Here is a 12,949-nt window from a genome sequence, read left to right as displayed (position 1 = left end):
CAATCACAGGAATGGACGTTTGGCGTGATTATGCTGGGGCAGGACACAAGAGGAAACCATAGGAAGCAGATGCAGTTCACATCTACCGCACAACTTCGAACTCATGGCCCAAGGCCAGGCAATGGCTCAACCATTCACCGAGGAACACATTGAGCTGTGCTTTCTCATCGGGCTGGTGCATGAACACGTTGGGATAAGGATAGATGCTGCGAAAGCGACGCGCATGTTCGGCGCTGATCACTTCGGCCATGCGCGCGTCGTGGTACACCTGCACTTCCAGTTGCGGCACCGGCAGCCACGGCAGGCTGTGCTCCTGGCGCACCCGCAGGGTGGTGGTGTACGGGCAATTGACGATGACTTCCAGCGCCAGCACGCCGAGCATCTGGTCGCCGTGGGTCACGCCGATGCGCCGCGCCTCGAGGGCATGGCGCATATCGGGGAGCAGGCGCATCAGGCGCGCGTAATTCGCCTCGCAAGCGGCTTGCAGCCCGATCAGGTCGACTCGATAACGTTCCCGTGCCTTTACTGCCATAACCCCCTCACTTCCGCGCGATTAAGCGCAAGCCATTGCAGGGCGATAATGCTGGCTGCGTTGGAAATTTTGCCGTCGCGCACCGCTTGCAGGGCATCTTCGAAAGCCCAGACGGTGACACGGATATCTTCAGCTTCCTCTTCCAATCCATGGACGCCACCGGCGCCCGAGCTGTCGCAACGGCCCAGGTACAAGTGGACAAATTCGGTACTGCCGCCGGGCGACGGGAAATATTTGGTGATCGGCCACAGCGCGGAGAATGTCAGCCCAGCTTCCTCCTCGGCTTCGCGGTGTGCAACCTCCTCCGGTTCTTCATCCTTGTCGATCAGGCCGGCAACCATCTCCACCAGCCACGGGTTATCGGTTCGGCCCATGGCACCTACGCGGAACTGCTCGATCAGCACCACTTCGTCGCGCTGCGGGTCGTAAGGCAATACACACACGGCATCATGACGAACGAAGACTTCGCGGTTGATCACCCGGCTCATGCCGCCATCGAATTTCTCGTGGCGCAGCTGCACGCGATCAAGCTTGTAGAAGCCCTGGTAGGCATTGTCGCGCTGAACGATCTCGATGGTGCTCGGCGTCGATTTTGCGATGTCCGTCATATCCCTTCCTCGTTGAGCCTGCGCATTTGGCGCCATCCTAACGCGCTCAAGCCTCCGGATGCAGCCCCTTTCCAGTTGCCGGGATAGACGGCGGGCGTCAAACTCACTCTAATCAGCTTAGTGGCGAACTGACTGCCTTGCCGGTAGTCGAAGCTGCACAATTTCGCTCTTATCGACGGACGAAGACCCTACATGTCGCTTTTAAAAATCGCCTCCGTGGCCTGCATCGCATTGACCCTCGGTGCCTGCCAAAGCCTGTTCCAGCCAAGCTACAAAACCCCGCTGGACGCCACCCGCGACGCCACCGAGCAAAGCAAGCCAGGCTGCGCCAGCGCCGACTGCCCGTTGGTGAACATCGACACGGTGCACTTTGCCAAGGAACCCAAGCTGGACGCCTTGATCGAACAGCGCCTGCTGGAAATGACCCAGGCCGACCCGCTGCCGAGCAGCCTCGCGACGTACAGCGAGCAGTTCCTGCGCACCGCCGCGCCACGCAACAGCATGTACTTGCAGGCCAAGGTACGTGAGCAGCATGACGGCTTGGTGATCATCGAGTTATCCAGTTACCTGGACCAGGGCGCCACCCACGGCGAACCGGGCCGTGCGTTCATCAACTATTCGCGCCAACAGCAAAAGGCCCTGACCCTCACCGACATGTTGCTCCCCGGCAAGGAAGACGCGTTCTGGAAAGCCGCCCAGGTGGCCCATAACAGCTGGCTGATCAGCACCCGCCTGAGCCTGGAGCCGGAGTACGTGAAACAGTACCCCTTCCAGAAAACCCCGAACGTGGCGCTCACCTACGGTGGCGTGATCCTCAAGTACCCCACCACCACCATTGCGCCGTATGCCTTGGGCCACGTCGAGTTGCAGATTCCCTACTCGCGCCTGGACGGCATTCTCAAACCTGAACTGGTGCCCGCGCGCCGCTGAAGGCCCGGCCCAGGATGAATTGCAGCAACCCAGCCAGCACCAGCGCCGGCAGGGTTGCGCCGACATCCGGATACAGATTGGCCAGCAGGTGGTAAGTCGCAATGCCACCCAGCCAGGCGATTAATGCCAGCCAGCGCAGACTGGCTACTGCACCCGCGCTACGACGGCGCAGGATGAAGTGATCCACCAGCACCACGCCAAACAGCGGCGCGAAGACCGAGCCGATCAGCAGCAGGAAGTTCTGGTACTGGGCCAATGGCGCAAAGCAGGCGATGAGCGTGCAGATCACACCGATAGCCAGTGCCAGGTGCTCGACCTTCAAACGCAACAATATTCCGCTGGAAACCGCCGCCGAGTGAATATCGGCAAAGGCGTTTTCCGACTCATCCAACAGGATCAATAGCAGCGGAATCCCCAGGCCAGCCCCGGCCAACGCCAGCAACAGCGCGTTGACTTCACCGCTCGGCGCAAACGCCAGGGTGTAGGCCACGCCCAGGCTCATCAGCCAGAAATTACCGATAAAGAACCCAAGCGCCGTGCCGCCGAACACACTGTTGGCGCGCTTGCCGAAACGTGAGTAATCCGCGATCAGCGGCAGCCACGACAGCGGCATGGCGATGGCGATATCAAAACCCACCGCAAACGGCATCGAACCGTCACCGGCCTTGGCCCAGAGTGCGGCGAGGTCGGCCTTGGCGAACAGGTTCCAGGTGAGCCACAGGCAAGCGGCGAGCAGCAGCCAGATGCCCCATTTGCGCAGGATCTGACGCACAAAGGTCAGCGGGCCACTGACGGCCAGCAGGGTCGCCAGGCCGCCGAAAAACAGGGTCCACAGCAATGGGCTGGCGAACAGGCTGCCCTCGCTGAACGCCCGCGTACCCAACAGGCTGGCCGCGTCGCGCATCACGATGATTTCGAACGAACCCCAGCCGATCAACTGCAGCAGGTTGAGCAGCGCCGGCAGGCTGGCGCCTTTGGCGCCAAGGCTGAGCTTGAGGGCCGCCATGGCGGACAGGCCGGTGTCGCTGCCGATCACGCCGACGGCGGCCAGTAACAGGACGCCCACCAGGGTGCCGAGGAAAATCGCCAGCAACGAACCGGACAGGCCCAGGCCCGGCGCGAGCAATGCGCCGGTTTGCAGGACCATCAGGCCGATGCCGAGGGAGAACCAGAGGGAGAACAGGTCGCGGGCGCCGAAGACTCTTTTGTCGCTCGGTACTGCGATGTCAGGAGAGTAGGTGCTGGGTTGAATGCTCAAGGGTGTTATCTCTGAGGAACATTTGTTGTTTTGGAGATCGCCATCGCGGGCAAGCCCGGCTCCCACACTGGAATGCATTCCAAATGTGGGAGCCGGGCTTGCCCGCGATGGCGGCGGCACAGTCAGCGCCGACTCTGGATCAGACCTTTTTGTAAAGCTGACTACCTTCCTGCTTGAACCGCTCCGCCTGCTCGGCCAAGCCCTTGGCCACATCCACGTCCACCGCTTCAATGCGCTGGTTGGCCGCGTATTCACGCACTTCCTGGGTGATCTTCATCGAGCAGAACTTCGGCCCGCACATCGAGCAGAAATGCGCGACCTTGGCCGAATCCTTCGGCAGGGTTTCGTCGTGATAAGAACGCGCGGTGTCCGGGTCCAGGCCGAGGTTGAACTGGTCTTCCCAACGGAATTCGAAGCGCGCCTTGCTCAAGGCGTTATCGCGGATCTGCGCGCCCGGATGGCCTTTGGCAAGGTCTGCCGCGTGGGCGGCGATCTTGTAGGTGATGATCCCGGTCTTCACGTCATCCTTGTTCGGCAGGCCCAAGTGTTCCTTGGGCGTGACGTAGCAGAGCATGGCGCAACCGAACCAGCCGATCATCGCCGCGCCTATACCGGAGGTGATGTGGTCGTAGCCCGGCGCAATGTCGGTGGTCAGTGGGCCAAGAGTGTAGAACGGCGCTTCGTCGCAGCATTCGAGCTGCTTGTCCATGTTCTCCTTGATCAACTGCATCGGCACGTGGCCAGGGCCTTCGATCATGGTTTGCACGTCGTGCTTCCACGCGGTCTTGGTCAGCTCGCCGAGGGTTTCCAGCTCGCCGAATTGCGCGGCGTCGTTGGCGTCGGCAATCGAGCCAGGGCGCAGGCCGTCGCCGAGAGAGAAGCTGACGTCATAGGCCTTCATGATTTCGCAGATTTCGTCGAAATGCGTGTAGGTGAAGTTCTCTTTGTGGTGCGCCAGGCACCACTTGGCCATGATCGAACCGCCACGGGACACGATGCCGGTCACACGCTTGGCGGTCAGCGGCACGTAGCGCAGCAGCACACCGGCGTGAATGGTGAAGTAATCCACGCCCTGCTCGGCCTGTTCGATCAGGGTGTCGCGAAATAGCTCCCAAGTCAGGTCTTCGGCGGCGCCGCCGACTTTTTCCAGAGCCTGGTAGATCGGCACGGTGCCGATCGGCACCGGCGAGTTGCGGATGATCCACTCGCGGGTTTCGTGGATGTGTTTGCCGGTGGACAGGTCCATCACGGTGTCCGAACCCCAGCGAATGCCCCAGGTCAGTTTGGCCACTTCTTCTTCGATGGACGAACCCAGGGCGCTGTTGCCGATGTTGCCGTTGATCTTCACCAGGAAATTACGGCCGATGATCATCGGTTCCAGTTCGGTGTGGTTGATGTTGGCCGGGATGATCGCGCGGCCACGGGCGATTTCTTCGCGCACAAATTCCGGCGTGATGATCTTCGGCACGCTGGCGCCAAAGCTGTGACCGGCGTGTTGCTGGTCGAGCAGGCCAGTGGCGCGGGCTTCTTCCAGCTTCATGTTTTCGCGGATGGCAACGTATTCCATCTCGGCGGTGATGATGCCTTTGCGCGCGTAGTGCATCTGCGTGACGTTGGCGCCGGCCTTGGCGCGGCGCGGGTTCTTCACATGGGCGAAGCGCAGCGCGGTGAGTTCCGCATCGCTCAAGCGTTGCTGGCCGAAATGCGAGCTGAGGCCAGGCAAGCGCTCAGTGTCATTACGCACTTCGATCCATGGCGAGCGTACATCGCCAAGACCTTTGCGCACGTCAATGATGACGTTAGGGTCGGTGTACGGGCCGGAAGTGTCATAGACCACGACCGGCGCGTTGATTTCACCGCCGAAGTCGGTGGGAGTCACGTCCAGGCTGATTTCGCGCATTGGCACGCGAATGTCCGGGCGGGTGCCTTGTACGTAGATTTTTTGCGAGCGGGTAAAGGGTTGCACAGAGCCGGAGTCGACCTTGGCCGATTCACTCAGGTGCACGGTATTTTTTAGTTTTGTCGTCATCACGGGCTCTCCAACTTATCCAGGCGGTGGATTTTTGTCGGAGCGAACCTGTGACGGATGGACGCACTGAAACCAGTGCTGTGCTTGGCGCACGAGAGCTGTTCAAAAAACAAACAACAACCCGGACGAAGCACAAGAGGACTCGCCGGGTGACGAGAAATCTTGTTCCCTACGCAGGCGCTAACCTGATCAGGTTCAACGGGATCCGGTATTTACCGATCTCAGCCTTCCAACAAGGCACCCCGACAAGAACGCGGCCAGTCTAGACCATGGCGTGGGCAAATTGCCAATGGCAGTGCATTCAGCGTGATGAATGGCGTGATTGCGGGATTGTTGCGCCGAGTCAGCACCACTACACTCGGTTGCCGCCACAATGCTTGACGCCAGGAATGGGCCGCCTTAGCCTTGGGCGCTAAATTATCACCGTAATATTAAAACTAGGGATCGCCTCATGCTGCGCAAACTCTCACTGGCGCTCGCCGTGTCTTGTGCGACCAACGGAATGGTCTGGGCAGCAGAAGCGCCCTTGTCCGCTAAAACTGACTTGGTCAGCGTCTACCAGGAAGCGGTGGACAACAACGCCGACCTGGCCGCCGCCCGCGCGCAATACGGCGCGCAAAAAGAAGTGGTGCCCCAGGCCCGCGCCGGGCTGCTGCCGAACCTGACCGGTGGCGCCGATATCAATAACGTACGCACCCAGATCGACACACCCGCCGCCACCGCCAACCGCGATGCGCATTCCTGGCGGGCCACCTTGAGCCAGCCGCTGTTCCGCGCCGATCGCTGGTTCCAACTGCAGGCGGCCGAGGCCACCAATGAGCAGGCGGCGCTGCAACTGTCGGCCACCGAACAGAACCTGATCCTGCAAAGTGCCGAAAATTACTTCGCCGTGCTGCGCGCCCAGGACAACCTGGCGTCGACCAAGGCCGAAGAGAATGCCTTCAAGCGCCAACTGGACCAGTCCAACGAGCGCTTCGACGTCGGCCTGTCGGACAAGACCGACGTGCTGCAATCCCAGGCCAGCTACGACACCGCCCGCGCCAATCGCATCCTGGCCCAACGCCAGGTGGAGGACGCGTTCGAAGCCTTGATCACCCTGACCAACCGCCAGTACAACTCGATCCAGGGCATTGTCCACACCCTGCCGGTGTTGCCGCCGCTGCCGAACGACGCCAAGGCCTGGGTCGAAACCGCCGGCCGCCAAAACCTCAACCTGCTGGCCAGCAACTACGCCGTGACTGCCGCCGAAGAAACCCTCAAGCAGCGCAAGGCCGGGCATGCGCCGACCCTGGACGCCGTGGCGCAATACGAAAAAGGCGACAACGACGCCCTGGGTTTCAGCAACCCGAACGCGTTCGGCACGCCGTACCGTGGCGATGTGGAACAACGCACCATCGGCCTGCGCCTGAGCATCCCGATCTACAGCGGCGGGCTGACCAGTTCGCAAGTGCGCGAGTCCTACTCACGCCTTGGCCAGACGGAGCAACAGCGCGAAGGCCTGCGCCGCCAGGTAGTGGAAAACACCCGCAACCTGCACCGCGCAGTGAATACCGATGTGGAGCAGGTACAGGCGCGCCGCCAGTCGATCATCTCGAACCAGAGCGCAGTGGAAGCCACGGAAATCGGTTACCAGGTGGGTACGCGCAATATCGTCGATGTGCTGGACTCACAGCGTCAGCTCTACGCGTCGGTGCGCAACTACAACAACAGCCGTTATGACTACATCCTCGACAACCTGCGCTTGAAGCAGGCAGCGGGCACTTTGAATCCAGGCGACTTGCAGGACCTGGCGCGCTATCTAAAGGCTGACTACAACCCGGACCGCGACTTCCTGCCGCCGGATCTGGCCAAAGCCGCCGCCGAGCAGTTGAAAGCCCGTCCCGGCTATTGAAGCAAACGCCCCAGGCCATCCAGCAAGCGCTTCAACGCGCCCTGGTTGGCCTGCATCACCTTGAGCCCCGCCTGCGCCATCTTGCGCGCATCCTGCGGCAGTTCGAATAACTGGCGCACGGCTTCGGCCAAGCCTTCGGCGTCATCCACCTCTCGCAGCGCCCCGGCTTCGCGCATCATCGCGGTGATTTCGAGGAAGTTGAATACGTGTGGGCCCATGATCACAGGCTTTGCCAATGCCGCCGGCTCCAGTGGATTATGCCCGCCGGTCGCCACCAGGCTGCCGCCGACAAACGCGCTGTCGGCCAAGGCGTAGAGAAACAGCAATTCACCCATGGTGTCGCCGAGCAGTACCGACGTATCCGCGGTGACTGCTTCGCCGCTGGAACGGCGCACGGTGGCAAAACCTTGTTGCTGGCACAGCTCGAACATCGGCCCGAAGCGTTCCTGGTGGCGCGGCACCAGAATCAGCAGTGCGTTGGGATAGTTTTCGAGCAATTGGCGATGGGCTGCCAAAACGACTTCATCTTCACCTTCATGGGTACTCGCGGCGATCCACACCGGACGTTCGCTGGCGCCCCATTGCGCGCGCAACGCAGCGGCCCGCACCGGCAGTTCGGGGTCGATGGTCAGGTCGAACTTGATCGAGCCGGTGACGTCGACGGTTTCCGGGCGAGCGCCAAGGCTAAGGAAACGCTGGGCTTCGGCGTGCGTCTGTACCGCGAACAGGCTCATTTGCGCCAGCATTGGCGCCGTCAGCTTGGCAAAGCGCGCGTAGCCCTTGGCCGAACGCGCCGACAGCCGCGCATTCGCCAATGCCACAGGAATCCCACGCTGGGCGCAGGCGTGGATATGGTTGGGCCACAGCTCGGTTTCCATGATCACCGCCAGTTTCGGCTGCACACGGTCGAGGAAACGTTTGGCCGCGCACGGCAAGTCATACGGCAAATAGCAATGCTGGATGCGCGGCTCATTGGCGAACAACGCTTGGATGCGCTCGGACCCGGTAGGCGTCATGCACGTAACGGTGATCGGCAGCGTCGGATAACGCGCCAGCAACCCGCGCACCATGGGCGCGGCGGCAATGCTCTCGCCCACCGACACGGCATGCACCCAGATCCCGCCGGGTTGCATCACCGGCAGGCCATAGGAGAAGCGCTCGCCGACGCGCTTGGCATAGGCCGGCGCCTTGCGCGCACGCAGCCACAGACGTAAAGCCACCAAGGGCAGCGCCAGGTAAAACAGACAGCTGTAGAGAGTTCTATTCATGGCGGCGGAGTTTATCGGCTTTTTCAGTCGATCGCCTGCAAGCACTCGGCAAATCGTTTGGCCAGGAAGCGCGCGGCAGGTCCCAGGTGCTCGTCGCGACGCCAGACCAACTCCACCACCAGGGCCGGCGGTGTCCATTCGCTGTCCAGTTCCACCATCTGTTGCTGATAGGTCGGGTACTGCACGATATGCCGGGGCAGCCAGGCCCAGCCCAGGCCGCTCATCAGCCACTCGGCCAACACGTAGAAACTGTCGGCGCGCCACACCAGCGGGCTGGCCGCTTCGCTGCCGGGATACACGCTGGTCTGGGTCGACATCAGCAACTGGCGGAACTGCGCCAGGCGTTGGCACGTCACGTATTGCTCCTTGGCCAGCGGGTGATTCACACCGCACACCGTGACCATCTCCACACTGCCGACCACCCGTCGCTCCAAGGCTTCGGGGATCTGGTCGTGATAGAACAGCAGGCCCAGGTCAGCCTTGCGCTCCACCAACTTGCGCGCCACATCGCCTTGGGCGGCGCTGGACAGCTGCACTTCCAGCAATGGGTATTCGCCCGCCAGTGCTTCCAGGCTGTCGAGGACCGGCTGAAACAGCATGGCCTCATCCTGGGCCAGGCGCAGACACGCCTCCTCGCCGCGCGTCAGTGAAAGCGCCCGGCCGTTGAGCCGCTCACATTGGCGCAGCACTTCGCGCGCTTCCTCCAGCAACACGCTGCCGGCTTCGGTCAGTCGTGGTTGGCGGCCACTGCTACGCTCGAACAGGCTGACGCCGAGGTCCGCCTCCAGCATCGCAATCCCATTGCTTACCGCTGACTGCGCCTTGCGCTGCTGACGCGCCACAGCCGAAAACGAACGCTGCTCGGCGACGCTGACAAACAGGCGCATCTGCTCCAGATCCCACTGCACGCTCATGGCTAAACCCATCTTCAATTCGGATAGGTAATGACTTTACCCCATCTGATTAGACTCTAGAATGCCAGCCTTATCTGATCGCTTTACCCCGAGGATTACCCCATGAACGTCGCTTACTACTACTTGGCCATTGCCATCTGCTCGGAAGTGATCGCCACTGTTTCCATGAAAGCCATCAAGGGCTGGAGCACGCCGATCCCACTGCTGCTGGTAATCGTCGGCTACGGCGTGGCGTTCTGGATGCTGACGCTGGTGGTGCGTACGGTGCCGGTGGGCGTGGCTTACGCCGTGTGGGCCGGGATGGGCATCGTGATGGTGAGCATCGCGGCGCTGTTTATCTACGGGCAGAAGTTGGATATCCCGGCGATGCTGGGGATGGGCCTGATTGTGCTGGGTGTGGTGGTGATCCAGTTGTTCTCGAAAACCGCCGGGCACTGACCACCCTTCAACAGGCTGTATACTGCGCCTCTTGTCTTGAACACTGAGGTCGCCCATGCCATCCGTTATTTCCACCGACGTTCTGATTGTCGGCGCCGGGGTTGCCGGCCTCTGGCTGAATGCGCGCCTGCGCCGCCAGGGGTTTTCCACGGTGTTGGTGGAAAGCGCCACCCTGGGTGGCGGGCAAAGCGTGAAGTCCCAGGGGATCATTCATGGCGGTGCCAAATACGCCCTGCACGGTGCCCTCACCGGCGCCTCCGAAGCCATTGCCGACATGCCGCGCCGCTGGCGTGAAGCGCTGGCGGGCAACGGTGAGCTGGACCTGACCGGCGTGCGCCTGTTGTCCGAAGCCCACTACCTGTGGTCGCCCGGCACGATCGCAGGCAACCTCACCAGCTTCTTCGCCAGCAAGGCCGTGCGTGGCCGTGTCGACCAGGTCAAAGGCGACGACCTGCCGCCCGCCCTGCAAGACCGTCGCTTCAAGGGCAAGGTCTATCGCCTGGCCGAGCTGGTGGTGGACGTCCCGAGCCTGATCGAACGCCTGGCGCAGTTGGCGGGCGATGGCTTGCTCGCCGGCCAACACATCGAACCACTGTTGGAAGGCAACAAGCTGGTCGGCTTGAAAGTAGACGGCCGCGAGATCCGCGCCCAGCGCATCGTGTTGAGTGCCGGCGCGGGCACGGCGGACCTGCTGACCGCGCTGGGCCTGAACAAGCCGGCGATGCAAAAGCGCCCCTTGCACATGATCATCGCCAAAGGCCCTGGCCTGAAGCCGTTGTATGCCCACTGCCTGGGCGGCGGCACCAAGCCACGCATCACCGTTACCACTCACCCGGCCGCCGATGGCAACTGGGTGTGGTACATGGGCGGCGACATTGCCGAAGCCGATGGCGTGGCGCGCACGCCGCAAGAACAAATCGCCACTGCGCAGAAAGAGCTTGCTCAGCTGTTGCCGTGGATCGACATGAGCCAAACCCAATGGGCCACCCTGCGCGTCGACCGTGCCGAGCCACTGCAATCGGGCCTCACCCGTCCCGACAACGCCTTCATCGCCGAGGAAGGCCGCCTGTTGGTGGGCTGGCCGACCAAACTGGCCCTGGCGCCGGACTTCGCCGATCGGGTGATCAACAGCCTGGAACGTGACGGTATCCGTCCAAGCGCCAGCGAGCCCCTGCCCGACCTGCCAAAACCCGCCATCGGCTTACCTGCCTGGGAGCAACTATTGCCATGAGCCTGCCCACCCTGCACGACCTGCATCGCCCACTGGGCAGCACCGGCCTGATGGTCTCGCCACTGGGCCTGGGCACCGTCAAGCTGGGCCGCGACCAAGGGGTGAAGTACCCCAGTGGTTTCCAGATTCCCGGTGATGACGAGGCGCGCATGCTGTTGCGACAGGCCCGCGAACTGGGCATCAACCTGATCGACACCGCGCCGGCTTATGGCATGAGCGAGGAACGCCTGGGGCCGCTGCTGCGCGATCAACGTAAGGACTGGGTGATTGTCAGCAAGGTCGGTGAAGAGTTCGAGAATGGCGCATCCACCCACGACTTCAGCGCGGCCCACACCCGCCTGTCGATCGAGCGCAGTTTGAAACGACTTGAAACCGATTTTATCGACCTGGTGCTGGTGCACTCTGACGGCAACGACCTGCACATCCTCAACGACTGCGAGGTCTACCAGACCCTGGCCGAGCTGAAAAAGGCAGGCAAGATCCGTGGTTTCGGCTTCTCCGGCAAAACCGTCGAAGGCGGGGTGAAGGCTCTGGAACAGGGCGATTGCGCCATGGTCACCTACAATTTGAACGAACAGGCCGAGAAAGCCGTCATTGATTATGCGGCGGCCCACGGCAAGGGCATCCTGGTGAAAAAGGCCCTGGCCAGCGGCCACGTTTGCCTGGAGCCTGGAATGGATCCAATTCGTGCGAGTTTCATGCTGTTGTTTGCGCAAACGGGCGTCGCCAGTGCTATTGTCGGGACCATTAATCCGCTGCACCTGGCCCATAACGTGGCGACCGCTGCCCAGGTCATTCGTCAACTCTGATGCCGCCCACGCGGCCGACCCCGTCGCAAGAAGGAGCCGACATGCCGCGAACGCTCATAAGAAAAAACCCCAGCAACTTCAAGACACTGCCGCTGCACGTCGAAGCCACCCCCGAAGGCCTGAGTTACCAGAGCGTCGGCATGCCGCTCAACTTTGCCCAGACCCTGCAACGGCGCAAACCGGTGGAAGTGGCCGACCCAGAACGTTTCGCCCTGGAACTGGCCAACCTCGGCGTATCGGTACGCCTGACCTTGCATTGGCAGAACCGCGATTACTGGGTGTTGGTGCGCCAACGCCGCCAAGACCGTGGCGATGTGGTGCTCAAGCTGATCTCCGGCTACGTGCCCGCCCACGAACTGAACCTGCCGCTGCACACCGCCATCCAGGAAATCGCCGAAGAGTGCCTATTGGAGACGCCGGAAGGCTGGCTGGGCGGACGCTTCAATGACACCTGGCTACCGGCGCCTTATTCCGCCGCGCTGCATTACCGTGAAGCCCTGCCCTTTCGCCTCAGCCCGCTCTCGGGTGCCGCCCGGCCGGTACGTTGCGCCACCACCCAATTGATCGAGCGCCCACGCGCTTATGTGCACCTGCCCACCGCCTCCCTGCAATTGATCTATGACCTGCGCCTGGAAGTGCCCAAGGAAGCCAAGTCCCTGAGCCTGTTCCATGTGGACGAGCGCCTGGAAGGCGATCAACTGGTGGCACGCCTGGACCGCCAGCGTCCTGACCTGTACCTGATGCCGCTCAAAGACGGCGAGCCCCTGGCCGAGCTGTACACCGTCAGGAAGGACCAACTGCACCCGGCGAGTACACGGGGTTTGTACCTGGCGGAAAGCTTCGCCCAGCAGGAAGGCTGGCTGGTGCGTGAGGAGCGGATTCGCTGGAAGGACTGGCTACGCCAGCAGGGGTTGGCGGAGCCGGAGAAAGAGTCGAAATTGAAGCGCCTGGCACAGCGGGTACTGCGCAAGATTGTGCCCAAGAAACAACGCAGCACTTGAGCGAACTCATGTGGCGAGGGAGCTTGCTCCCTCGCCACAG

Annotated in this window: 12 protein-coding genes and 1 riboswitch; of the genes, 6 read left to right on the top strand and 6 right to left on the bottom strand. The window is 62.0% G+C overall.

The features are described 5' to 3' along the window. Positions 1-82: 82 nt before the first annotated feature. Together HX793_RS08195 and HX793_RS08190 are read right to left on the bottom strand one after the other, a co-directional pair. On the bottom strand, positions 83-532 hold the full coding sequence (locus tag HX793_RS08195; RefSeq protein WP_177051558.1) for a DUF1249 domain-containing protein: 450 nt from the start codon (positions 530-532) through the stop codon (positions 83-85). Continuing rightward, a complete protein-coding gene (locus HX793_RS08190) occupies positions 523-1,140 on the bottom strand; it encodes an NUDIX domain-containing protein (protein WP_028615494.1) in 618 nt (205 codons plus the stop codon). The genes HX793_RS08195 and HX793_RS08190 overlap by 10 nt, the downstream gene beginning before the upstream one ends. Positions 1,141-1,332: 192 nt before the next feature. Here HX793_RS08190 and HX793_RS08185 point away from each other — a divergent pair, with 192 nt between their 5' ends. After that, a complete protein-coding gene (locus HX793_RS08185; protein WP_016975621.1) occupies positions 1,333-2,070 on the top strand; it encodes an RsiV family protein in 738 nt (245 codons plus the stop codon). Here the strand turns inward: HX793_RS08185 and cytX are convergent. Continuing rightward, on the bottom strand, positions 2,039-3,328 hold the full coding sequence (gene cytX / locus HX793_RS08180) for a putative hydroxymethylpyrimidine transporter CytX (RefSeq protein ID WP_177051559.1): 1,290 nt from the start codon (positions 3,326-3,328) through the stop codon (positions 2,039-2,041). The two genes, HX793_RS08185 and cytX, sit on opposite strands and share 32 nt — an antisense overlap. Positions 3,329-3,467: 139 nt before the next feature. Next, on the bottom strand, positions 3,468-5,357 hold the full coding sequence (gene thiC / locus HX793_RS08175) for a phosphomethylpyrimidine synthase ThiC (RefSeq protein ID WP_016975619.1): 1,890 nt from the start codon (positions 5,355-5,357) through the stop codon (positions 3,468-3,470). Between the two features lie 149 nt (positions 5,358-5,506). Further along, a riboswitch (TPP riboswitch) is annotated at positions 5,507-5,612 on the bottom strand. 196 nt (positions 5,613-5,808) lie between these two features. On the opposite strand from thiC, the gene HX793_RS08170 reads away from it, so the two are divergent. Continuing rightward, positions 5,809-7,248 (top strand): TolC family outer membrane protein, encoded by a 1,440-nt coding sequence (locus HX793_RS08170; protein WP_028615490.1) that lies wholly within the window; start codon positions 5,809-5,811, stop codon positions 7,246-7,248. Here HX793_RS08170 and waaA read toward each other — a convergent pair. Together waaA and HX793_RS08160 are read right to left on the bottom strand one after the other, a co-directional pair. Then, entirely contained in the window at positions 7,242-8,516 is a 1,275-nt protein-coding gene (gene waaA, locus HX793_RS08165; RefSeq protein WP_177094645.1) for a lipid IV(A) 3-deoxy-D-manno-octulosonic acid transferase, read from the bottom strand. The two genes, HX793_RS08170 and waaA, sit on opposite strands and share 7 nt — an antisense overlap. A 23-nt stretch (positions 8,517-8,539) precedes the next feature. Continuing rightward, positions 8,540-9,430, bottom strand: coding sequence for a LysR family transcriptional regulator (locus HX793_RS08160; RefSeq protein ID WP_033897848.1), 891 nt, complete (start codon positions 9,428-9,430; stop codon positions 8,540-8,542). Between the two features lie 102 nt (positions 9,431-9,532). Between HX793_RS08160 and HX793_RS08155 the strand changes: the two genes are divergently transcribed. The 4 genes from HX793_RS08155 to HX793_RS08140 are packed head-to-tail and all read left to right on the top strand — an operon-like array spanning position 9,533 to position 12,909. Further along, on the top strand, positions 9,533-9,868 hold the full coding sequence (locus HX793_RS08155) for a DMT family transporter (RefSeq protein WP_010213655.1): 336 nt from the start codon (positions 9,533-9,535) through the stop codon (positions 9,866-9,868). Between the two features lie 55 nt (positions 9,869-9,923). Next, a complete protein-coding gene (locus tag HX793_RS08150; protein WP_016975615.1) occupies positions 9,924-11,099 on the top strand; it encodes an NAD(P)/FAD-dependent oxidoreductase in 1,176 nt (391 codons plus the stop codon). Then, entirely contained in the window at positions 11,096-11,908 is an 813-nt protein-coding gene (locus HX793_RS08145) for an aldo/keto reductase (protein WP_177094642.1), read from the top strand. Before HX793_RS08150 ends, HX793_RS08145 begins: the two co-directional genes overlap by 4 nt. 41 nt (positions 11,909-11,949) lie before the next feature. Beyond that, positions 11,950-12,909: a metal ABC transporter ATPase gene (locus HX793_RS08140; protein ID WP_177051563.1), complete on the top strand. Its 960-nt coding sequence runs from the start codon at positions 11,950-11,952 to the stop codon at positions 12,907-12,909. Positions 12,910-12,949: the final 40 nt, after the last annotated feature.

It is taken from the genome of Pseudomonas reactans (assembly GCF_013387025.1).
Classification (GTDB): domain Bacteria; phylum Pseudomonadota; class Gammaproteobacteria; order Pseudomonadales; family Pseudomonadaceae; genus Aquipseudomonas; species Aquipseudomonas reactans.
The sequence above is the reverse complement of the archived record's forward strand: the minus strand, read 5'-3'. Positions and strand labels throughout refer to the sequence as shown.